This is a genomic window from Paenibacillus lactis (assembly GCF_017873605.1).
Taxonomy (GTDB): domain Bacteria; phylum Bacillota; class Bacilli; order Paenibacillales; family Paenibacillaceae; genus Paenibacillus_AQ; species Paenibacillus_AQ lactis.
The window spans coordinates 150,361-171,861 of sequence record NZ_JAGGKI010000005.1 but is presented as its reverse complement, the minus strand read 5'-3'; the positions used below and the strand labels follow the sequence as shown (position 1 = coordinate 171,861).

The following is a 21,501-nucleotide window of genomic DNA, read 5'->3' as shown; positions in this document are numbered from 1 at the left end:
CGTTATACTAGATAATAGCGAATCATCTAAGAGAAGAGGGAGGGTGCCTGTGCGTAATGAAGTGAGTCTCTACACCATGTGCATGGTACAGGACGGTACCAAGGTGCTGCTATTAAACAGGCCGGATTCGAAGGGATTCCCCGGGTATATCGCCCCTGGAGGCAAAGTTGATTTTCCGGAGAGCATCGTGAACGGAGCGATCCGCGAGGTGCGCGAAGAGACCGGACTTATAGTAAAGGACATTGTATACAAAGGGCTGGAGGAATCCTGCGAGCCGAACTCGGGGCATCGATACATGGTATTTAATTACTTGGCGACCTCCTTTGAAGGTGAACTGCTGGAGCAGCCTCCCGAAGGGGAACTTGTCTGGGTTGAGATCGAGGACGCGCTGAAGCTGCCGATGCAGGATTGGTTTAAGCGCAGATTCCCGCTGTTCTTTCAAGACGGAACGTTCGAGCTGAGCGAGATATGGGATGAGAAGAACGATAGAGTATTAGAAGAGACCGCTCGCTATTATCCAGCGAGACTTCCACAGGAGGCCGGTTATTCCGGATCATGACAAAGGGGTTGGATCGATGAGAGTGAGAGCGGCAATATTCGATTTATATGAAACCTTGATCACGGAATTTTCGGATGGCAAGCGGATATTCCGGAGGCAGCAGGATGATCCCGATCGGCTGGGTCTCTCCCAAGATGAGTTCAAGCGGGAATGGAGGGCCCGCCAGGAGCGGAGGATGAACGGGTCGTTCCCGACTTTTCATGCCGTGATCCGGGATATTCTGGAGCAGCGAAGCCTCTCCTATCCCCATGAACATGTGGAGCAGCTGTATCGGGCGCGAGTTGAAGAGAAGGGGCTTCCCTTTCAGTCCATTCGTTCGGATATTCTGGAAATGCTGGACCTGCTTAAGAAACGGGGCATCAAGCTGGGACTGATCAGCAATTGCACGGAGGAGGAGGTCATTCACTTTGGCAGAAGCCCCCTGGCATCCTGCTTTGATGAGGTTATTTTCTCCTATGAGGTCGGTATGGCCAAGCCGCAGAAGGAAATCTATCTAATGGCATGCGAACGGTTAGGGGTGACGCCTGAGGAGTCCATATTTGTGGGAGACGGTGGATCGGATGAGCTGCGAGGCGCCAGGGATGCCGGCCTGCAGCCTTACCATGCCTATTGGTTCAATACATATATAGAGAGCGGCTTCCGAAAATTGCATGCGCCTCTGGAAGTGCAGAACATCCTTGACCATCATTAGCGGACAGGAGGAATCGGGATGAACATCAGTCCGATTAATCATTTGTGCTTCTCGGTTTCAGATCTCGAGCGTTCGATCGATTTTTATCGGGAAGCATTTGGAGCAAGGCTATTGGTAAAAGGAAGGAAGCTCGCTTATTTTGATCTGAACGGTCTTTGGATCGCGCTGAATCAGGAAGAGACGGATCGTAGCCGAATTCACCGGACGTATACGCATATCGCCTTTACGATCGAGGATTGCGAATATGAATCGGCGCTGGCCAGGTTGGAAGCGCTTGGCGTTGAGATTGTTCCGGGACGCTCAAGAGATGAGCGGGATAAGAAGTCGATTTATTTTCTGGATCCCGATGGCCACATGTTCGAATTTCATACCGGTTCATTGCAGGATCGAATGGAATATTACCGGTCCGACAAGTCCCATATGACCTTTTATGATGAATGAAGTGGTGAAATGGCTCAAGATCAGAAGGAGGAGGAGAGAAGATGAAGATATTCGTTGCCGGAGCAACAGGCGTCATTGGACGGCTGCTACTGCCGCAGCTCCTGCGTGCAGGGCATGAAGTAACCGGGATGACACAGAGCGGGGAACGCGGCTCCACAATCGAACAGTTGGGTGCTCGGGCGGTGGTTGCCGATGCTTTAGACCGGGAGCGCGTGATGGAGGCCGTGGCAACCGTGAAGCCTGACGCAATCATACACCAGCTTACATCGCTGAGCCAATGGAATCTTGAGGACAATGCGAGAATACGGAGGGACGGCACGCGCAATTTAGTGGATGCCGCCTTGGCCTCAGGGGTACCGCTAATGATCGCTCAGAGCATATCCTGGGCCTATGAGCCGGGGGATTCCCCCGCGTTGGAATCGGTACCTCTTGATATCGGTGCCCCAGATCCGAGAGGGATGACCGTTGACGGCGTGAGCGCCTTGGAACAAGCGGTTTCCGAGATGCCGCGTCACGTCATCCTTCGCTACGGGATGCTGTATGGACCAGGTACCTGGTATGATCGCGGCGGAATCATGGCAAAGCGGATCTTGCATCAGGAAGTGCCCGCGACTGAAGCGATGACGTCGTTCCTTCATGTGGAAGACGCAGCGAATGCCGCAGCTCTCGCTCTTGATTGGCCGTCAGGCATCTATAACATCGTGGATGACGTGCCGGCCAAAGGTACGGATTGGCTTCCTGCCTATGCTGACGCGCTCGGAGCGCCAATGCCGGAGCTTCGGGAAGGGAAAGCTCCTTGGGAGCGGGGGGCATCTAACGCGAAGGCCCGCGGTCAGCTGGGCTGGGTTCCCCGTTACCCGACCTGGCGGGAGGGATTCAGGCTGAGCTTAGGTAGATCAAACGATATCGATGAATGAATAGGCAGAATCCATATCCTACTTTATGCCCAATTTACCCTCCGAAGGTAACGATGAACGCCCGGGCTGTCGATATAACAGATAGACCGGAAAAAAAGCCTTGCCCAGGCTAGGTACAAAGGAGAGAAATAAATGAGCTTACACAGAAAGACAACGAAGCTTGCTTTGGTCGTTGTGATGATGTTGGCGATGGTTTTTCCAACCAGCGTATTCGCCGCCTCCGGGGATGTAACATCCATTGAATTTGATACGAATGAAAGCACCATCCACCTGATCGTAAATGAGACTACGGAGCAGCTCCGGGTGCTGGCCAACATTGAAGGAACGACATCCAAACGCGACGTAACCAATGAAGCGACTTGGACCTCCTCCAATACGCGGATCGTCCGGGTAGACGGCGGACTTCTGACACCGCTGGAAAAGGGTTCGGCCCGAATCACGGCCAAATATAAAGGGGCCATCAAGACGATCGAAGTCAATGTCCAGTACGCCATTGATGAACTGAAGCTGGATCAGCCCGACAAAGCCGAGTACAAGCTCGGAACCGAAGGCTTGACGGTCAAAGCGTTGGCCGACGGGACAAACGATGTAACGACAGAAGCCAAATGGACCTCCTCCGACGAGAGCGTCGTGAAGGTGAATAAAGGCGAGCTGACGCTCGAAGGCCTTGGCACGGCGACCATTACGGCAGAGTACAAGGGACTCAAGGCATCATACAGCGTAAAGGTCATCGCTCCTTACCAGAAGCTTTCGATCGTACCAGGTGAAGATCAAGAGCTGTTGGTCGGGGATGCGCCGATTGAACTGAAGGTGTACGCGAAGCAATCCGAAACGGAGAGCGGACTCGGCACGGATGTCACCGATAAGGTCAAGCTGAAATCCTCCAACCCGGCTGTTGCGGACGTGGAGGACGGCAAGCTGAAGCCGGTGGCCTTGGGGAAAGCGACCATTAGCGTCAGCTATCTGGGCACTACCGCCAAGCTTGATGTGTATGTACGCAATCCATATGAAGCGTTGATTCTGGATCAGAATGATTTCGTAAAAAATCCGGTAATGTTTATGAACGAATCGGTGACAATCAAGACACTCGTTCGTAATGCGGCTACCTCTTCGATCGAAGTGAACGGAGAATGGACCTCCTCCAATCCGCTTGCCGTTACGGTAGACCAAGGCGTGCTTACTGCCCGCGCTGCGGGAACTTCCACCATTAAGGTCAGCTATCTTGGCATCAGCAAGGAATTCACCGTCAAGGTACATCCGACCGTGACGAAGTTCGAAATGGAAGATAGCGATATCGAGCTGCTGAAGGATGAGTCCCAATCTTATCCTAAAGTTACGGGGCTTCTCCTGGATAACGAGAAGAAGGATTTCAGCGGAGAGGTTGTCTGGACTTCCAGTGACGAGAACGTTGTAACGGCAGAGAGCAGCAAGTTCAAGGCAGTCGATGCAGGAACCGCTACTTTGACCGGAAAGATCGGTTCGAAAGAGGTAGCCACGGTTCACGTTACGGTGAACGAGCGCGTCCTGGTTCTATTGCCTGAAATTGAAGAGTACCAGCTAGTCATCGGCAAAACAGAGACGCTGCCGAAAGTGAACGCCGTATTTGAAGACGGCGAGGAGAAGGATGTAACCTCCCTGGTCGAATGGTCGCTTACAGGTTCCTCTGCGGCTGCGGTCATCAAGGACGGTACGATTAAAGGCTTGACCAAGGGTTCAACCACGCTGAAAGGAACCTATCTTAACAAGGATGTCAAGATTCCGGTTGCCGTTGAGCAGGAAGTGGTCAAGATCGTTGTAGAGCCGGAAACGATTGAACTTAACATTAAGAAGTCCAAATCGATCAAGGCAACAGGCTATTTCAGCAACGGCAAGACCATCTCGCTTTCATCCAAAATGAACTGGACCTCTTCCGATACATCCATCGTGACGGCGTCCAGAACATCGGTTAAAGCGGTGGCCGAAGGAACGGCAACCATTACGGGGGCTTATCAAGGTAAAGAAGTTAAGGTGAAGGTCAATGTCGTGCCGAAGCTGAAGAAATTGACCGCCAGCGACAAGCGGCTGGACCTGAAGCCGGGAGATATCAAGACGGTTACGGTAACCGCCGAGTATGATACGGGTGCGACGGCTAATGTTGCCGATAAGGTCGTATGGACGACAAGCAACGCCAGCGTTGCCAAAGTGACAAACGGACGAATCGAGGCGATTGCCAAAGGAACTGCCCGAATTAAAGGCAAATTCGATTCGAAGACCGTCAGCATTACCGTTTATGTAAAATAAGAGAAAAACAGCAGCCCGCCTCAAACCATGAGGTGGGCTGCTGTTTGTTCTGGCCTGATGTTTGTCATGTCGATACCGTGGTCCTAAAGCGTCGGACGGCTCACTGCGCAAGAGCTGCGTGCCGTAATCTGCTCCGCAGGGGCGAAGGCACCGCCGTCTTCGACGCTGCCGATGCTGACTAGGAGGTAGCCGGGGATGCGAGCTTTTTCCTCATTTGAAAGCCCTTGGTACCACTGCTCCAGCCAGTGCTTCACCATCTGGGCACCCTGGATGAAATCAAGGAAGGGAAGGCTCTCGAGGAACCCGATGCTTTCCTCTTGGACCATCGCAATTCCGCTGGCGGCAAACTCCTCCATAAGGGAGGATACCGGAAATTCGTCCCCGTACATCCAGGTTCCGAGCTGCTCGGCAGCTTCTTTGCCTGCTCGGTATGGCAAGCATTCGGCATAAGGGGTGAGCACGAGGATCGTGCCTCCCGGCGCAGTGACCCGCTTCATTTCCTTCAGCATCCTGATGCGATCCTCCATCTGAAAATGCTCAAGCACACCGGCATTCCAAACAAGATTGTAATGTTGATCTGGAAGCTGCAGGTTGCGGATATCCGATACGACGAAGGTGCCGGGAATGTGATCCTTTAAGAATGCGTTCCGACTTTGATAGATCGCTTGCTCGGAATAATCCGCCAACGTGACCTCGGCTCCTTCGGATGCAAGGCGCAGCGAGATTTTACCGGTGCCTGAGCCTGCTTCGAGAATACGCTTGTTCCGGATTTCTCCGATAACCCCGAGAATCTTATCGTAAATCGTTTGGCTGAGCGAATCCCAATGATACGACACTTCCTGTGTCCACAGCTGATCCCAAACCCGCTTCTGCCTGTCGATCTCTGGCATCGATTCTGCCTCCTCTTCATGAACCGGCGTATATTTAACGAACAGACGCCGAAACTCCTCCGATCCGCCATGGATATCCGCCAAATGCTTCCATCCGTAGGCGCCGTACTGATGAACCAGTCCTTCTTCATTTTTAGAAAAATCGGTTTCCCTTCCGGATAGTGACATCCGCTGGGCCATCGTGGCATGGTAGACCCATGACTCCAGACAGCATTTCGGCCTCCAACCGGTTCGGGTTCCCATGTAATAGAGCATGCCAAGAAGCAGCGAATCATCCTCGTATCCTTGCTTGCCGGGCAGAAAGCGGGGGTCATAGCCGCCAATCTCCCGTAATGTCGCCGCATGATGCACAACCGGGTGCACGAAGCCTTCCATCACATCGCCTCGCGAAAGCTGCTGCAGGGTTTCGATCAGCTTCCCGGAAGTTTCCGGCAGTTGAATGAATGTTCGAAGAGGCTGAAGCTCACCGCTCGACGTAACGATGCCGGGCGAAACCATCGGCTCGCCGGTACGGACAAGGTAGCGGATCAACGGCTCGCACCAGCCGGGAGGGAACAACATATCGATATGAATTTCGGATATATAACCGACATCCGGATATTCCTGCCAAATAAACTCGAAGCAGGATTGTCTTGCCCGGACGATGCCGGCGTTCGAGCCGTCGCCCAGGATTACGGGTGCATGGCCAAGGCGCTGCATCCATCGCCGAAGCTCCTCGTTGGAGAGGCAGCCTTGGTTATAGACAACGATGCCTTCATCGCCGGAAATGCGCAGGCTGCGTAAAGCGAGCTCTGCCATCTCCAAATCTTCCTCGCGCGAGTCGGTGCGAACGAAAAACGGCAGCGTATGAATCAGTTTCATATCTCATCGCTTCCTTCTATGGTATCTATGATTCGGACCATTCAATAAGCGTTGGCGCTTCATCCAGAATGGATTCGTATTGGGCCCTCCACCCATAGCGCGCCTCCGGATCGAGACTCTGGTAGCGGCGGAGCTTGTTCAGCCTGTCCTCCGGCTTCGCCCATCCGTAATGCTGAAGGCGGACAGAGGACAGCTGATGCGGCAGGTCCAGAATGTTAGCCGGATAGCGGCCGCAATGCTGCGCGGTTTCCTTCCATTCATAGTGAAAATCCGGCCGGTAACGCACCAGGAACGGCCGGTAATAATGATGGGATCGCCAGCATTCGTCTTCCCGGTAATGGCTGTTGCTCCACATATCATAAAGCCGGAAGCAGAACACATCATAGACGGATTGACGTAACATCTTCGGCAGTTCTTTGGCAAAGCACGGCTCAAACCATTCGTCGGCATCCAGATTCAAAATCCATTCGGGCTGCACCTCCGTCAATGCCTGCCACTGCCGTTTCCGAAGTTCAATCTCGTTATGAAACATGGAGTGCTCATTCACGATCAGACGGAGCGGAATCCCTTTGAGAACCTCAAGACATACTTCAACGGTATTGTCCGTGCTGCCGTCATCAATAATAACCGCTTGATGAATGTACTCGCGGTGCCGCATCAGTGCTTGCCGCAGGTAGCGTTCTCCTTCATTTTTCAGGACCATAGTCAGCGTTAAGGACGGTTGATCCCGGCCGCGGCTAACCAGTACGGGGGAGAAAAGACGGGACCCGGGCAGGCTGGGATCCGACTGAGGAGGCTGAGGAGGGACCTCCTTGTTCAGGTCAGGATCAGCTCCGGTATGCTGCATATAGGCCGCCGCATCGGGAAGATCGCTGTCCCGGTAGACATGAAATGCGGGATAATGCGTATCCACGTACAACGTAAAGCCGAGTGCGGCAGCGCGAATACTGAAGTGCCGGTCCTCTCCCCAGAACGACAAATTATAAATCGGAGCATAATGGACACCGCAGAGAAGGGCCTTCCGGCTGATCAAGGTACAGGCTCCGAGCCCGCCGACTTCATAGATTCCCGGCTCCGTCAGCTGCTGAATGAATGCTTGGTAGCGCTCCTCCTTCTGGGCTTCGTTCAGGACTTCTCCCCGATGCTGAACCCACTGCGTGTACTCGTCCTTGAGCCATACTTGGGGCTGCGGCCTGGCTTCAGGCTGCCACCTCGTCCAGAAAATTTCGGACAGAATATCCTTGTCCGATGCAATTAGATGCTACAGGGTGGCGGGATGCAGCAGCAAATCAGAATCGAGCAGAAATAGATAATCGAACCGCAGGTCAAGCGCGTATTGAATGATTTTATTTTTGTAGTCCGCGACCTTCCAGATTAACGAATCATTCCAATAATGCGTCGTTTCGTTACGCAGGTACTCGTCCCGGCGGTGGGCAGCTTGAATGATCACGCGCGGGCTTTGCAGTATAAATTCACTTAATTTCAAGCTGGAATCACGATCTGTATTGTCGTCAATGAAATAGTAGCTAATCTCAAGTCGTTCCCGATCAAGCCGGAGCAGCGAATCCAGGAAAAACTTTAAAATTTCCGGCTGCTGCCGGACAGGACTGCCGATCAGAACGCGGATTCGTTTCGTAGTCAATAGCAAGCGCCGCCTTTCTCCTGGCTTATAGGTCGTTTTCGTTTGGGTGCAGCCTGTTGCGGAAATACTCCCGGTTTGCCAGCATCGTGGCATCCTCTGGCCGATAGGACAATGCCTTCTCGTTATGTTCATTGGCCAGCTCGTACTTTCCGATCCGGTCATAGCAGACCGCGAGCTGGAGGTGGGGAAGCCAAGTATGAAAGGAGGCGTTTTGAAACCCCATATGGTCAGCGGGCAACTCAAGCCCGGTTGCAAGTGTATACCAGAAGACCGCGGTGGTGTAATCCCCTTTTTCCAAGAAGCGGTATCCGATGCGGCAGCAAAACTCCGGACGAGGCGCCGCATACTGCAGCGATCTCACCGACGCTTCGAACGATGCCTGAGCGTCGCCGAGCTCATGATGGCAATCTGCCAGCCTGCTGCAGGCTGCCAAAACGTCCTCGATCCAGCCTGATTGGGTCTCTAGAAATTTTTCGTAATATTCAATCGCCTTCCGGAAGTTGCGGTGATCTTTCCATTCATTTGCATAATAGAACAAATCACGCGGTGTGAACGCCTCGCCGGATGCCTCGAGCCTCTTATAGATCCGCAAGTTTCTGCCGGAGTCCGTGTCGATTTCCGAGCTGGCATGGGTAATCGCCACGTCACTGTGAATGATGTTTCCGTACACCTCCAAATACTCATGGACCGCACCGATCCAGCGGTAATCCCGGCTCCGCTTAACCAGACGGTTGCGCCGCAAGCTGAAGGTAACGTTGCCATATTCATCGGTACGCAGGTGATAAAGCATGGTCACAGAATCGGTGCTCGGATCCAGCGTGTCCTTCAAATGGCGGAGCTTTTGTTGATCATTCTCGAGCAGCACGTCGTCTGCATCCAGCCAGAGAATATAGTCTTTGGAGGCCAGACTGAAGGCATAATTCCGGGCGGCTGCAAAGTCGTCGATCCATTCAAAATCGTAGACCCGGTTCGTGAACGAGCGGGCAATGTTTTTGGTGCCATCCCTTGAGCCTGTATCCACAATGACGATTTCGTCCACGATATGCGATACACACGACAGACAGCGGTGAAGGACCTGCTCTTCGTCTTTGACAATCATGCACAGACTGATACTGACCAATCGCCATTCCCTCGCTTCCAACCTTCTTTAAATATTAAAGATATATTCATCTCCGCCAGTGATCTGAACCTGAAGAGATGTGGAACCATGCGATTTCGGGGCAATATCCGCGAATATCGGCGCCTGGCAGCCAATAGGCTAATAATAGATGGGAATGACTCGTCGTTAATCCACCCGTGCGATGCTGACTTCATTCCTCGAAGGGGGGCATATCTTGAGCATGCCGCTTATTCCCGAAGAGAAATTCAGACCGACCAGAGAGCAGGTCATTATCGACTTATTGAAATCCATCGCCATGGAGGAAAATGCTATCGCGCATTTGATGCATGCGGAGGCGGATAAAATAAAAGCCGTTCTTGGGCAGTCCGGCAAGCGGGTCGATATGTCCCGTGCCGACCTCATCAAGCTTGGCAATCAGGCAGCGAAGCTGATGGATGTCATTGTCATGAAGGAGTGGCTGCTTCTCCGCAAGCTAGAGAACGTCATGGAGCTGGGTGGTCAATGGGATGAAGATGATGAGGATGAGGAGTAGCCGATGAAGCATTCAGCGGGCAATGATGCCGAGCTTTTCGTGGTCAAGGAGCTGGTGTCATCGATTGAGGCTGCGGAGGCAGCATTTCGTGAGTATGTTTCGTGCATACAAGCCCTTCGAGCAGGACGGACCAGGAGTCATGAATCGACCAGCCTCAAAGGAAGCGCGGATGGGCATGTCCTCTCCATATACCAATATATTGTTGAAGCTAAAATAGACCTGTGCTGTGCTCTGACGGGCAATACGAAGGGTGACAAAGGGGGATTGGAATGAGCTGGATGGAGCTTTCGTCCGGCATGGACATTTCTGCGGATATCCGACAAAGCGTACTGCGGCTGCTTGCCTCCATCGCTATAGAAGAAATGGCCCTTGCCCATATCATCAACGCGGAGGCTGAGAAGCTGCAGTACATTGCCGGTACGCTGCATCCGGGCTCCAATCCCCCGGGAGATCTATCCTTTCCAGATTACATGGCGGTGCAGGCTTCTGCCAGAAGTCTAATGGAGGAAGTGACGATGCGGGAAATGATGCTGCAGATGAAATTCAATCAGATTGCGGCCTTGTTGAAGGATTAAAGTTAGCGGTATCTTCGATTGTAGGCATTGCTTGCGCGTAATGGAGTGACGGGAGGTGCCGTATGCGGGATGACAGTTCATCGAAAGTCAATCCAAGTGCTGTGCCGGATCGGGAGAAAGCCATTAATCAGCTGCTGACTTCCATCGCAATGGAGGAGCTGGGGTTAAGTCACATCATTCATGCAGAAGGGGAGAAACTGCAGTTTGTGCTGGGCACGATCCCTGGAGTTACAGGGCCTCCCTCATCGATTACGGATGTTCTGAAGGTTAATGAGAGCATCCGGCAGACCATTCAGGAGCTGACCAAGAAGCAGTTGGCGCTGCACAATAAATTAAGTCAGGTGCTGTCGCTGGTTCGTGGCGATCATGCACCATGCGGCTCTTGCAATCCAATGGATCCGAAGGGAGTGACCGGAGCGACAGGCGCAACTGGTTCAACTGGCGTAACCGGAGCTACGGGTGTCACAGGAGCCACAGGTGAGACGGGGCCAACCGGTGCCACAGGCCCGACCGGTGCAACAGGTGTTAGGGGTCCAACAGGTCAAACGGGTGCAACGGGGCCAACTGGCCCAACCGGGTCAGTAGGTGCAGCCGGAGTAACGGGAGCCACCGGAGCAACAGGAGCCACGGGAGCGACAGGCGAGGCTGGTGCAACAGGCGCTACAGGGGCGACAGGTGAGACGGGGCCAACGGGTCCGACCGGGGCGGTAGGAGCAGCCGGAGTGACCGGAGCAACAGGCGCAACGGGAGCGACAGGCGAGACTGGAGCAACAGGCGCCACGGGGGCGACCGGTGAGACGGGACCAACGGGCCCAACCGGGGCAGTAGGTGCAACCGGAATGACGGGAGCCACCGGAGCTACGGGGGCAACAGGTGAGACTGGTGCAACAGGCGCCACAGGGGTGACAGGTGAGACGGGGCCAACGGGTCTGACCGGGGCAGTAGGTGCAGCCGGAGTGACGGGAGCAACGGGAGCGACGGGGGCAACAGGCGAGACTGGAGCAACAGGCGCCACGGGAGTGACAGGCATGACGGGGCCAACGGGTCCGACTGGGGCGGTAGGAGCAACTGGAGCAACAGGCGCCACGGGAGTGACAGGCATGACGGGGCCAACGGGTCCGACTGGGGCGGTAGGAGCAACTGGAGCAACAGGCGCCACGGGAGTGACAGGCATGACGGGGCCAACGGGTCCGACTGGGGCGGTAGGAGCAACTGGAGCAACAGGCGCCACAGGGGTGACAGGCGAGACGGGGCCAACGGGCCCAACCGGGGCAGTAGGTGCAGCCGGAGTGACGGGAGCAACTGGAGCGACGGGGGCAACAGGTGAGACTGGAGCAACAGGAGCTACTGGAGCAACAGGCGCTACGGGGGCGACAGGTGAGACGGGACCAACGGGCCCGACCGGGGCGGTAGGGGCGGCCGGAGTGACCGGAGCCACGGGAGCGACAGGCGAGACTGGAGCAACAGGCGCCACAGGGGTGATGGGCGAGACGGGGCCAACGGGCCCGACCGGAGCGGCGGGAGCAGCCGGAGTGACGGGAGCCACCGGAGCAACAGGCGCAACGGGAGCGACAGGCGAGACTGGAGCAACAGGCGCCACGGGGGCGACCGGTGTGACGGGGCCAACGGGTCCGACCGGAGCGGTAGGAGCAGCCGGAGTGACCGGAGCTACAGGAACCACGGGAGCGACAGGCGAGACTGGAGCAACAGGCGCCACTGGAGTGACAGGCGAGACAGGGCCAACGGGCCCGACCGGGGCAGTAGGTGCAGCCGGAGTGACGGGAGCAACGGGAGCGACGGGGGCAACAGGCGAGACTGGAGCAACAGGCGCCACAGGGGTGACAGGTGAGACGGGGCCAACGGGCCCGACCGGGGCAGTAGGTGCAGCCGGAGTGACGGGAGCAACGGGAGCGACGGGGGCAACAGGAGAGACTGGAGCAACAGGCGCCACGGGAGTGACAGGCGAGACGGGGCCAACTGGCCCGACTGGGGCGGTAGGAGCAGCCGGAGTGACGGGAGCAACTGGAGCGACGGGGGCAACAGGAGAGACTGGAGCAACAGGCGCCACGGGGGCGATAGGTGAGACGGGACCAACGGGTCCGACTGGGGCGGTAGGAGCAGCTGGAGTGACGGGAGCAACTGGAGCAACAGGCGCCACGGGAGCGACAGGTGAGACTGGTGCAACAGGCGCCACGGGGGCGACCGGTGTGACGGGGCCAACTGGCCCGACTGGGGCAGTAGGTGCAGCCGGAGTAACGGGAGCCACCGGAGCGACAGGTGAGACTGGAGCAACAGGTGCCACAGGGGTGACAGGTGAGACGGGGCCAACGGGTCCGACCGGAGCGGTAGGAGCAGCCGGAGTGACGGGAGCCACGGGAGCGACAGGCGAGACTGGAGCAACAGGCGCCACGGGGGCGACCGGTGTGACGGGGCCAACCGGCCCAACGGGAGAGACTGGAGCAACAGGCGCAACGGGAGTGACAGGCGAGACAGGGCCAACGGGTCCGACCGGGGCAGTAGGTGCAGCCGGAGTGACGGGAGCCACCGGAGCAACAGGCGCAACGGGAGCGACAGGCGAGACTGGAGCAACAGGCGCCACAGGGGTGACAGGTGAGACGGGGCCAACGGGTCCGACCGGAGCGGTAGGAGCAGCCGGAGTGACGGGAGCCACGGGAGCAACAGGTGAGACTGGTGCAACAGGCGCCACGGGAGTGACGGGCGAGACGGGGCCAACGGGTCCGACTGGGGCGGTAGGAGCAACTGGAGTGACGGGAGCAACTGGAGCAACAGGCGCAACGGGAGCGACAGGCGAGACTGGAGCAACAGGCGCCACGGGGGTGACAGGTGAGACGGGGCCAACGGGCCCGACCGGGGCAGTAGGTGCAGCCGGAGTAACGGGAGCCACCGGAGCAACAGGCGCAACGGGAGCGACAGGCGAGACTGGAGCAACAGGCGCCACGGGGGCGACCGGTGTGACGGGGCCAACGGGTCCGACCGGAGCGGTAGGAGCAGCCGGAGTGACCGGAGCAACAGGAGTGACCGGAGCAACAGGAGCGACCGGAGTAACCGGTGCCACCGGTGCAACAGGGGCAACTGGTGCCACGGGGCTTACGGGCCCTAGTCTCGCAGAGACTGGTTTTTCGGCATTTTTGCCGACACTTAGTTTAACGACATCCTCACAGCTAACAAACTGGACAGTGACATCACCATACTATACGGATGCAGCCTTCAATCCAGTGACGGGGAATTTCACCGTTCCGGTAACGGGCAGATATGCGATCAAGGCAACCATAAACTATTCGACAACCACAGCCCTCACGGTTTCCCTTGGCGCTGGCGTGAATCCGGCCTTTGTGGCTCGGCGGACTTCACCGGTAACAACGAACCTGATTAGCGGCCTGTTTCCCGTCTTGAATGTCAACGTCGCCCTTGTGCTGACACTTCGGGCCGTACTCGGCAGCGGGGATGTTGCGTTAGCCGGGGACGTACAATTGAATGCCGGTGACGTGGTAGGACTGTTTTACGATGCTAACGGCCTTAACATTTCGTTGAACCTGGGCGGGGCGAACTCTGCAGGCATAGTGTGGTCGATGTTCGGCTCACCTAAGTTAACGGCTTGTTCAGGGCAGCATGTGTGCTTTCGGGCATCATGCTGCCCATTTTGATGCTTTGAAAGCCTTCATAGGATGGGATTTTATCCGATCTCTCGTTTTATACTGTGTCCCGGGTTGTGGCCCATTAGACTGTCATGGAACCTACCTCAACAATTAAAACGGATTTTGTCCTGGATTTACGGAAGGTGGAGTGATAAGATTTTCTCAAATTGTATCCATGCGATCTCATCGTCCGTGATGAGAGAAAGTGGGGGGAGCGATGAACATGGTGACCGTGTTTCAGTATGATGCGTTTTCGATCGTGCCCGACAAGGGGAATCCTGCCGGAGTCGTGCTTGATGCGGATCATTTGACGGAGGAAGACATGCTGAAAATTGCCAAACAGGTCGGATTCAATGAAACGACGTTTGTCATGCATTCGGATCAGGCGGATATTCGGCTGCGTTATTTTACGCCTGGTCATGAGATGAATCTATGCGGGCATGCGACGATGGCATCCATGTATGCACTCAAGACGAGAGGATTGCTGGATGCGAAGGATACGTATACGATCGAGACGAAGACGGGCGTACTGCCGGTCAGATTCGAAAATAACGACGTGCAGCCTAGCATCACGATGAAGCAGGATTCTCCGCAGTTTGTCGAATTTGAAGGCGATGTGGACTTGCTGGCCTCAGCGATCGGATTGCATCGTGACGAGCTTGATCTGACGAAGCCGATTGTATACGGCAGTACCGGAATCTGGACGTTGTTGATTCCCGTGAAGAAGCTGGACAGCTTCAGCCGGATGATTCCCGACAACCGCAAATTTCCGGAGATTTTAACGCAGAATCCCAAAGCTTCCCTGCATCCGTTCTGCATGGAAACGATAGATCCGTCAGCCCTGATGCATGCCAGACATTTCTCGTCCCCATATTCCGGCACCATCGAAGATCCTGTTACCGGAACCGCATCGGGTGTTATGGGCGCCTACTATCTAACCTACATACAGCCTGAATGGCCTTCCATACAGATGATGGTTGAGCAGGGACAGGAGATCGGCAAAAATGGACGGGTCCAGGTTACGGTTGACCGCGAATTTGGGAAAATGGAGGTATACATAACGGGAACGGCGGTATTCGTGCGGGAATTTGAAGTGGATCCGGCGAAGGAGTAGACAATCCTATATGATTTAAAGCTATAAGGAGTGTAAAACAGGTGCACAGACAAGAAGAAATCCATATTAAACCCAAAGTAACCAAAATTTTGTTAGGCTCTCTCTTCTTCGTTGCGCTCGGAATCTTTATGCTATATGCCGGCTTAGCGGATCGTTTAATTGTTCTGGTGATCGCTGGATTCATCTGTACCGTATTTTTCGGAGCGATGCTGGTCTTTTCCACGAGTAAGCTTGTGCAGCGTAAACCGGCGCTGGTTATCAATGATGAGGGAATTATCGATCGTTCCTCCTATGTAAGCGTTGGGGCGATTCCATGGAATGAGATTAAAAGCATCGATATTTACCAAGTCATGAATGAGCGGTTTATTGGAATCGAGGTGCATCATCCGGATGAGATCCTGGCTAGGTTGCCTGAGTGGAAACAGAAGCTGATGAGAATGAATAAAAGGATGACGAATGCAACCGTCCATCTTTCGGCCTCCGGACTTTCCTGCAATTTGAATGAGTTGTTTCTAACGCTATACCGGAGGTGGAAGATCTCCAAAAATGACGATATCACCGAAATGACGGAGGTTGTGAACCATGAAGAGCTTCAAGCCTGAGATGGATACGGATACAGCCATAAGCCATCTCCGGGCAATTGAGGGTGAGCATATAACGAACGTTAGTCCCATCGAGATGGGGGAGCTCAGCAGGGTATTCCGTTATGAAAAAGACGGCAAAGCGTATGTCATTCATTTCAAGGATAATCGCGACAGTCTGGAGAAAGAACGATGGATCCATGATCGGTATGGGGCTGTATATGGCTTGCCCGTCCCGAAGGTATACAAGATCGGAAACGCAGGCGCCATCCATTTTTCAATCTCGGATCAAATGCCGGGGGTGCCTATCAGCACGCTTCAGCCGGCTTCCATCCGTCAAGTCATTCCCAGTCTGATCGAGCAGTATATTCGCCTTCACCGGATTACGGTAGGCGATAACAGCGAAGGCTACGGCTGGTTCACGCCTGAGGGCAAAGCAGCGCATGGCACGTGGACCGATTACCTCAAGGCTACCTTCGCCAAGGACCAGGGAGGATTTTACGATGGCTGGACCGATCTGTTTGACAGCAGCTTTTTGGAGAAGGACCTTTTTTACCGCTTGTATGAAAAGATGGTAGAGCTTGCTGCATTTGCGCCGAAAGAGCGCTATCTCGTGCATGGGGATTTTCATTTGGGCAATATGCTGGCGGCAGAGGACCAATTATCCGGAATTGTGGACTGGGAAATGGCGATGTACGGCGATTTCATGTTCGATGTTGCGGTCATGGATTTATGGGCGCCTCAGCTTGAGTTTCCCAAACGTTTGAAGATGGCAGTCGAGCAACAAGGTGACGACATTCCGCATTTCCGGGAACGACTGCTCTGTTACCAATTATTCAAGGGAATCGACGGGCTTCGATTCTATGCCAAGAAGGACCATGAACCCAGCTATCGGTTTATGAAAGAGCGTATCATGTCGCTGCTCTCTGAATAGTGAGTATCCCGGAATCTGATCGGCAAATGTCTCCTCATCTTGTACCGAACTCTCGGTCATGTCCAAGCAGGCGTTATCCCGGACTTTGCCATTTCGTCGGCAAGCTGGATGAAACGGTGCTGTACTCTAAGCGTCTATAGGAGGATGCTCCGATAGAACTAAAAAACCTGCCGACTACGGCAGGTTTTTTAGTTTCGTTTTCTTTTGTTTTCTAGCGGGTACGAGTTTAATCCATTGAACTTGACCATTGAACTTAGCCCAATGCAGCTTATCCGATTATCGCTCGCAAGCGATCTTATCCTTGTCACGATCCCTGGCTGTGTTGGCGTCATACAGCGCTTTGGATACATAAGGCTTGTATTTCGTCTTGCCGCCTTTGTTCTTGACGGATGCGGACCGGGCAACGCCTCCAGGGTAATCTTTATTCATCTCTTTGCAGTTTTTGTATTTTTTCACTTCGGTGGATTTGGCGTCTGCAATATCAGTGCTGGTATGACCCAGTGCAAGAGTAGTGAGCAGAGCAAGCGAGAGCAGAACGGTTATCTTTTTCTTCATGACAATCGAACTCCTTTATGTATCAATCCATTATTGATTATTTCATCCTTATCATAGTAGGTGCTTCCAAATATATCAATATGCAGGTGCATGTACCGGTGTAGTATTCTGAGACGAGCAAATTCTGACCTTGTTCCGAACGTGGTATACTGTTGTGTAACAAGCGAGAAAGAAAGGGATTGGACGGATGAGCAACCGGTTGACGGAACGAATCATTAAACAGTGGTGCGGAAAAGCCTCCTATGAGAAGGGGCATCAACTATACCGGGGCGGCAGAGTTCACATGCTGAAGCGGGACCTCGATAACCGGATATATGATGCGGAGGTCGCGGATCGAACATCCGGGATCGTCCGGATACGGATCGATGAAGAAGGAGATATCATTGCGGAATGCAGCTGCGGCTTCCATCATTCAACGTCGCATCGATGCGGTCACATGGCAGCCGTGCTGCTGACAATCCAGGAACTGGAGCAACCAAGTGAAGGTGACGAACGGAAGTACCCATCCCTGCTGCATGGTACGAAGCCTGGAGAAGAAGAGAACGGGCTGCTAACCCCGCGAGCTAAGGGCAATTCGTTCATGCCGGCGGACGATTGGGAGATGGATCCCCAGATCGGCAATCGGCTGCTCGGTCTGTTCGCCGATCCGGGGTATCGGTATTCCAGTGCTGCCTCACGTTTTGACACAAGGGAGATCTTGCAGACGGAATTTATCTTAAAGCTGATTCCATTTAGCAGCGGAAAGAATCGGTTGGGCATCGAAATGAGAGTCGGCCAGAAGCGGCTGTATGCGGTGCACCGGATTCGTGATTTTCTGGAATGCGTTAGAAGACTGGAGCCGTGCACGTTTACAAAGAACTTCACCTATGATCCGGAGCGGCATGGATTTAAGAAGGAGGATGACGACCTGCTTCAGGAGCTGATCCGTATTTACGACCATGAACGAATGGTTCAGCAGACCTTCGGCTTTTACAGTCCCCCTGGCAAAAAGGCCGGGAGTGAGCGGATGCTCTTCATCCCGCCCTCGTTCTGGCCAAAGATCAAAGCGCTGGCGGCTGCGTCCGGAAGCTGTCTGCTGTCGGTCGACGGGATCCTGACGGACAAGCTGCAAGCATACCAGGAGCCGCTCCCGATCCGGTTTGAAGTGGAACCGTCCGGAGATACGCAATATGTGATGTATGTTCAGGGGCTGGACCGTCTGCAGATTCTGGAGGAATACGGAGCCGCCGTCGTTGACGGGAAGCTTGCCGAGCTTACGCCCCAAGATGGGGCCAGGCTATCCGAGATGAAAGAACTGCTCGAGCGGACGTATCCGCCTGCTGTGCCGATATCGGGGGGCATCATGGAATCCATGATGGAGAAGGTAATTCCCGGGCTTATGAAGCTCGGAAGCGTGCATATTGCAAAGGCCGTGTCCGACAAAATGATTCGCTCCCCGCTCAAAGCCAAGCTGTACCTTGATCGGGTAAAAGGACGCTTGCTGGCCGGCCTGGATTTTCAATACGGCGATATCGTAATCAATCCCCTCGACGGAAACCGTGCAGCGCACGACGGCAGTGCCATTCTCGTCCGGGACGGAGAACGGGAACAGCGGATCCTGCGCCTCATGGAGGAGGCGGATTTCGCCAAAACGGACGGCGGATACTATATGAACGACGAGGATGCCGAATTTGAATTTCTGCACCATATCGTTCCCGAGCTGGAGAAGCTGCTTACGGTATATGCCACGTCAGCCGTGAAGGAGCGAATATTCCGGGAGCATGCTGCGCCGAAATTGAAAGTGGACATCGATGAGCGGACCGATTGGCTGGAGCTGAAGTTTGAGCTTGACGGCATACCGGAATCCGAGATTCGGAGCTTGATCCGCTCGCTTGAGGAGAAACGGAAATACCACCGTCTCCCGAGCGGCGCGCTGATGCCCTTGGAGGGCGAGGCATTGCAGGCGATCATAGCTGCCATGAACCGGTTAGGAGCATGGAGCAGCTATGCGGAGAACGGTACAGCCAGATTGCCGGCCGTTCAAGGACTGCAGCTGCTGGGCTGGGAGAGCGCGTCATCATCAGTACAACTGGGCAAATCGCTCAGACAAATGCTTCAGCATGTCAAACATCCCGATGATCTGGACTTCCCGGTACCGCCAAGCCTCGAGCCGGTCTTGAGAGATTACCAGAAGTATGGATACCAGTGGATGCGCACCTTGGCCCACTACCGGTTCGGCGGAATATTGGCTGATGATATGGGTCTTGGAAAAACGGTCCAGAGCATCGCGTTCGTGCTGTCCCTTCTACCGGAAATTCGAAAGACTGGAGAACCCGTCCTGATCGTGGCCCCGGCTTCTCTGCTTTATAATTGGCAGAGCGAGATTGCCCGGTTCGCGCCGGAGATTCGAGCAGCCGTCATGGACGGCTCCCGGCTTGAACGGAAGAAGCTGATCCGCAGTGAAGGGGAGGCGGATGTATGGATCACCTCGTATCAGCTGCTTCGCATGGACATGGCCGATTATGCAAAACGGATGTTCCACGCCGCGATATTTGACGAAGCCCAAGCCTTTAAGAATGATGCGACGCAGACTGCACAGGCGGTGAAGACGATCAGCAGCCGGTACCGGTTTGCCTTGACCGGCACCCCGATGGAAAATCGGATGGAAGAGCTCTGGTCCATCTATGATGCGGTATTCCCTGCCTTGTTCGGTGGACGAAAGGCTTTTCAGGATTTGCCGAGGGAAACGGTCGCAACACGGATCCGACCTTTCTTGCTGCGGAGGCTGAAGTCGGATGTGCTGAAAGAGCTGCCGGATAAAATCGAGACACTGCAGTCCTCAGCACTCCTCCTGGAGCAGAAGAAGCTGTATACGGCTTATTTGGCCAAGCTAAGACAAGAGACGCTGAAGCATCTCGCCAAGGACGGCTTCCAGAAGAGCCGAATCCGGATATTGGCCGGCTTGACCCGCCTGCGACAAATATGCTGTCACCCTGCATTGTTCGTGGAAGGCTATGAGGGCAGCTCCGCGAAGTTCGAGCAGCTGCTGGAGACGCTCGCCGAATGCCTCCATGCGGGAAGACGCGTCCTCGTCTTCTCGCAGTTCACCACTATGTTGAAGCTGATCAGCCAGGAGCTGGGACGGCGCGGGGTGCCGTTCTTTTACCTCGATGGACAGACCCCACCGGCCGAGCGGGCCTCGCTGTGCAGCCATTTCAACGAAGGCGAGCGCGAGATTTTTCTGATCTCCTTGAAGGCCGGGGGAACAGGGCTTAATCTGACTGGAGCGGATACGGTGATCCTCTATGATCTGTGGTGGAATCCGGCGGTTGAGGAACAGGCGGCAGACCGGGCGCACCGGATCGGACAGAAGAAAATCGTTCAGGTGATCCGGATGGTAGCCAGGGATACCATTGAGGATAAGATGATAACCTTGCAGCAGAAGAAAAAGGATCTGATCGACGAGGTCATCCAATCGGGTGAGGATTGGCTCCCGAGCTGGACCGAGGAGGATATCCGGGAGCTGTTGATGCTCCAGCCATAAGATATGGGGGAATGGATCGAGTGCTTCACTGCCGTTCCATGCTGCGATTTTTAGACACGATTTCAGACTAGATTCCTACAGGGAAAAAATAAGGCGGTTAACCGAACATGATTTCATTTCTGCTAACATTAAAACGGCTGCTCAAGGGGCTGGTTCATGCGTTCAAGCAGCGCAATTTCGTTGCATTGTTTGTCCTGATCGTCATCATGCTGATCTCGGGGACGATGTTCTATACAAAGCAAGAGGGCTTGTCCGTGCTGGACGCACTGTATTTCTGCGTTGCTACGCTGAGCACGGTCGGCCACCCCGACTTTGCTCCGCAAACTTCACTCGGAAAGGTGTTTACGATGATCTATATCGTCGTTGGAACCGGCTTGTTCCTCGGGATGGTCGGCCATCTTGCCTATGCTTTGATCAAGAGCACGCAAAAAGAAGAGAAGTAACACTCAGACGGCCTCGAACGAGGGATCTGAACCGGGCTCCGCCTAAGGGTTGCAACGACCCGAGCATGGCGGAGCCTTTTTCATTTTTTTAGGGAGACTTGCTCTATAGTTCATCATATATTTCCGAGAAAATATGGTATAATTGGATGGTTACGGTCTTCCATTATGTCCCAAATTTGATTGAGAG

Annotated in this window: 17 protein-coding genes and 1 pseudogene; 14 read left to right on the top strand and 4 right to left on the bottom strand. The window is 54.5% G+C overall.

The window, feature by feature from the left end; translation table 11 throughout:
• Positions 1 to 76: 76 nt before the first annotated feature.
• The 5 genes from J2Z18_RS11690 to J2Z18_RS11670 all read left to right on the top strand — a co-directional run bounded on the left by J2Z18_RS11690 (position 77) and on the right by J2Z18_RS11670 (position 4,888).
• Positions 77 to 559 (top strand): 8-oxo-dGTP diphosphatase, encoded by a 483-nt coding sequence (locus J2Z18_RS11690; protein WP_050953988.1) that lies wholly within the window; start codon positions 77 to 79, stop codon positions 557 to 559.
• A gap of 16 nt (positions 560 to 575) precedes the next feature.
• Positions 576 to 1,250 (top strand): HAD family hydrolase, encoded by a 675-nt coding sequence (locus J2Z18_RS11685; RefSeq protein ID WP_007127991.1) that lies wholly within the window; start codon positions 576 to 578, stop codon positions 1,248 to 1,250.
• A gap of 18 nt (positions 1,251 to 1,268) precedes the next feature.
• On the top strand, positions 1,269 to 1,691 hold the full coding sequence (fosB, locus tag J2Z18_RS11680; RefSeq protein ID WP_210094727.1) for a metallothiol transferase FosB: 423 nt from the start codon (positions 1,269 to 1,271) through the stop codon (positions 1,689 to 1,691).
• A 41-nt stretch (positions 1,692 to 1,732) separates the two neighbouring features.
• Positions 1,733 to 2,608 (top strand): NAD-dependent epimerase/dehydratase family protein, encoded by an 876-nt coding sequence (locus J2Z18_RS11675; protein WP_007127993.1) that lies wholly within the window; start codon positions 1,733 to 1,735, stop codon positions 2,606 to 2,608.
• Between the two features lie 132 nt (positions 2,609 to 2,740).
• Positions 2,741 to 4,888, top strand: a complete 2,148-nt coding sequence (locus J2Z18_RS11670) for an Ig-like domain-containing protein (RefSeq protein WP_007127994.1) — start codon at positions 2,741 to 2,743, stop codon at positions 4,886 to 4,888.
• 83 nt (positions 4,889 to 4,971) lie between these two features.
• Here J2Z18_RS11670 and J2Z18_RS30395 read toward each other — a convergent pair whose 3' ends face one another.
• The 3 genes and pseudogenes from J2Z18_RS30395 to J2Z18_RS11650 form a co-directional block, all read right to left on the bottom strand.
• Positions 4,972 to 6,639 carry a class I SAM-dependent methyltransferase gene (locus tag J2Z18_RS30395; RefSeq protein ID WP_007133285.1) on the bottom strand — a complete coding sequence of 556 codons (1,668 nt, stop codon included), beginning with the start codon at positions 6,637 to 6,639 and terminating at the stop codon, positions 4,972 to 4,974.
• Between the two features lie 25 nt (positions 6,640 to 6,664).
• A pseudogene (locus J2Z18_RS31020) lies at positions 6,665 to 8,281 on the bottom strand (glycosyltransferase).
• 25 nt (positions 8,282 to 8,306) lie between these two features.
• A complete protein-coding gene (locus J2Z18_RS11650; RefSeq protein ID WP_007133282.1) occupies positions 8,307 to 9,401 on the bottom strand; it encodes a glycosyltransferase in 1,095 nt (364 codons plus the stop codon).
• 220 nt (positions 9,402 to 9,621) lie between these two features.
• On the opposite strand from J2Z18_RS11650, the gene J2Z18_RS11645 reads away from it, so the two are divergent.
• The 7 genes from J2Z18_RS11645 to J2Z18_RS11615 all read left to right on the top strand — a co-directional run bounded on the left by J2Z18_RS11645 (position 9,622) and on the right by J2Z18_RS11615 (position 16,793).
• On the top strand, positions 9,622 to 9,933 hold the full coding sequence (locus J2Z18_RS11645) for an alpha-helical endospore appendage domain-containing protein (protein WP_244152812.1): 312 nt from the start codon (positions 9,622 to 9,624) through the stop codon (positions 9,931 to 9,933).
• 3 nt (positions 9,934 to 9,936) lie between these two features.
• Complete coding sequence (locus J2Z18_RS11640) at positions 9,937 to 10,206, top strand: hypothetical protein (RefSeq protein WP_007133280.1); 270 nt, start codon at positions 9,937 to 9,939, stop codon at positions 10,204 to 10,206.
• Positions 10,203 to 10,508, top strand: coding sequence for an alpha-helical endospore appendage domain-containing protein (locus tag J2Z18_RS11635; RefSeq protein WP_007133279.1), 306 nt, complete (start codon positions 10,203 to 10,205; stop codon positions 10,506 to 10,508). Before J2Z18_RS11640 ends, J2Z18_RS11635 begins: the two co-directional genes overlap by 4 nt.
• A gap of 62 nt (positions 10,509 to 10,570) precedes the next feature.
• The gene (locus tag J2Z18_RS11630) at positions 10,571 to 14,173 is read left to right on the top strand and encodes an alpha-helical endospore appendage domain-containing protein (protein WP_280922087.1); all 3,603 of its coding nucleotides are present in this window, start codon (positions 10,571 to 10,573) and stop codon (positions 14,171 to 14,173) included.
• Between the two features lie 208 nt (positions 14,174 to 14,381).
• On the top strand, positions 14,382 to 15,278 hold the full coding sequence (locus tag J2Z18_RS11625) for a PhzF family protein (RefSeq protein WP_040740083.1): 897 nt from the start codon (positions 14,382 to 14,384) through the stop codon (positions 15,276 to 15,278).
• Positions 15,279 to 15,319: 41 nt separating this feature from the next.
• Positions 15,320 to 15,880: an STM3941 family protein gene (locus tag J2Z18_RS11620; RefSeq protein ID WP_007132215.1), complete on the top strand. Its 561-nt coding sequence runs from the start codon at positions 15,320 to 15,322 to the stop codon at positions 15,878 to 15,880.
• A complete protein-coding gene (locus J2Z18_RS11615) occupies positions 15,861 to 16,793 on the top strand; it encodes a phosphotransferase family protein (protein WP_007132214.1) in 933 nt (310 codons plus the stop codon). The genes J2Z18_RS11620 and J2Z18_RS11615 overlap by 20 nt, the downstream gene beginning before the upstream one ends.
• Positions 16,794 to 17,069: 276 nt before the next feature.
• Here J2Z18_RS11615 and J2Z18_RS11610 read toward each other — a convergent pair whose 3' ends face one another.
• On the bottom strand, positions 17,070 to 17,348 hold the full coding sequence (locus tag J2Z18_RS11610) for an excalibur calcium-binding domain-containing protein (RefSeq protein WP_007132213.1): 279 nt from the start codon (positions 17,346 to 17,348) through the stop codon (positions 17,070 to 17,072).
• Between the two features lie 187 nt (positions 17,349 to 17,535).
• On the opposite strand from J2Z18_RS11610, the gene J2Z18_RS11605 reads away from it, so the two are divergent.
• Both J2Z18_RS11605 and J2Z18_RS11600 read left to right on the top strand, forming a co-directional pair.
• Positions 17,536 to 20,871 (top strand): DEAD/DEAH box helicase, encoded by a 3,336-nt coding sequence (locus J2Z18_RS11605; protein WP_210094726.1) that lies wholly within the window; start codon positions 17,536 to 17,538, stop codon positions 20,869 to 20,871.
• A gap of 107 nt (positions 20,872 to 20,978) precedes the next feature.
• Positions 20,979 to 21,314, top strand: a complete 336-nt coding sequence (locus tag J2Z18_RS11600; RefSeq protein ID WP_007132211.1) for a potassium channel family protein — start codon at positions 20,979 to 20,981, stop codon at positions 21,312 to 21,314.
• Positions 21,315 to 21,501: the final 187 nt, after the last annotated feature.

What these genes read in the sequence shown, in the direction of transcription:
- J2Z18_RS11690 (WP_050953988.1), top strand. Translation starts at nt 77, where the DNA reads ATGTGCATGGTACAGGACGGTACCAAGGTGCTGCTATTAAACAGGCCG.
- J2Z18_RS11685 (WP_007127991.1), top strand. Translation starts at nt 576, where the DNA reads ATGAGAGTGAGAGCGGCAATATTCGATTTATATGAAACCTTGATCACG.
- fosB (WP_210094727.1), top strand. Translation starts at nt 1,269, where the DNA reads ATGAACATCAGTCCGATTAATCATTTGTGCTTCTCGGTTTCAGATCTC.
- J2Z18_RS11675 (WP_007127993.1), top strand. Translation starts at nt 1,733, where the DNA reads ATGAAGATATTCGTTGCCGGAGCAACAGGCGTCATTGGACGGCTGCTA.
- J2Z18_RS11670 (WP_007127994.1), top strand. Translation starts at nt 2,741, where the DNA reads ATGAGCTTACACAGAAAGACAACGAAGCTTGCTTTGGTCGTTGTGATG.
- J2Z18_RS30395 (WP_007133285.1), bottom strand. Translation starts at nt 6,639, where the DNA reads ATGAAACTGATTCATACGCTGCCGTTTTTCGTTCGCACCGACTCGCGC.
- J2Z18_RS11645 (WP_244152812.1), top strand. Translation starts at nt 9,622, where the DNA reads ATGCCGCTTATTCCCGAAGAGAAATTCAGACCGACCAGAGAGCAGGTC.
- J2Z18_RS11640 (WP_007133280.1), top strand. Translation starts at nt 9,937, where the DNA reads ATGAAGCATTCAGCGGGCAATGATGCCGAGCTTTTCGTGGTCAAGGAG.
- J2Z18_RS11635 (WP_007133279.1), top strand. Translation starts at nt 10,203, where the DNA reads ATGAGCTGGATGGAGCTTTCGTCCGGCATGGACATTTCTGCGGATATC.
- J2Z18_RS11630 (WP_280922087.1), top strand. Translation starts at nt 10,571, where the DNA reads ATGCGGGATGACAGTTCATCGAAAGTCAATCCAAGTGCTGTGCCGGAT.
- J2Z18_RS11625 (WP_040740083.1), top strand. Translation starts at nt 14,382, where the DNA reads ATGAACATGGTGACCGTGTTTCAGTATGATGCGTTTTCGATCGTGCCC.
- J2Z18_RS11615 (WP_007132214.1), top strand. Translation starts at nt 15,861, where the DNA reads ATGAAGAGCTTCAAGCCTGAGATGGATACGGATACAGCCATAAGCCAT.
- J2Z18_RS11610 (WP_007132213.1), bottom strand. Translation starts at nt 17,348, where the DNA reads ATGAAGAAAAAGATAACCGTTCTGCTCTCGCTTGCTCTGCTCACTACT.
- J2Z18_RS11605 (WP_210094726.1), top strand. Translation starts at nt 17,536, where the DNA reads ATGAGCAACCGGTTGACGGAACGAATCATTAAACAGTGGTGCGGAAAA.
- J2Z18_RS11600 (WP_007132211.1), top strand. Translation starts at nt 20,979, where the DNA reads ATGATTTCATTTCTGCTAACATTAAAACGGCTGCTCAAGGGGCTGGTT.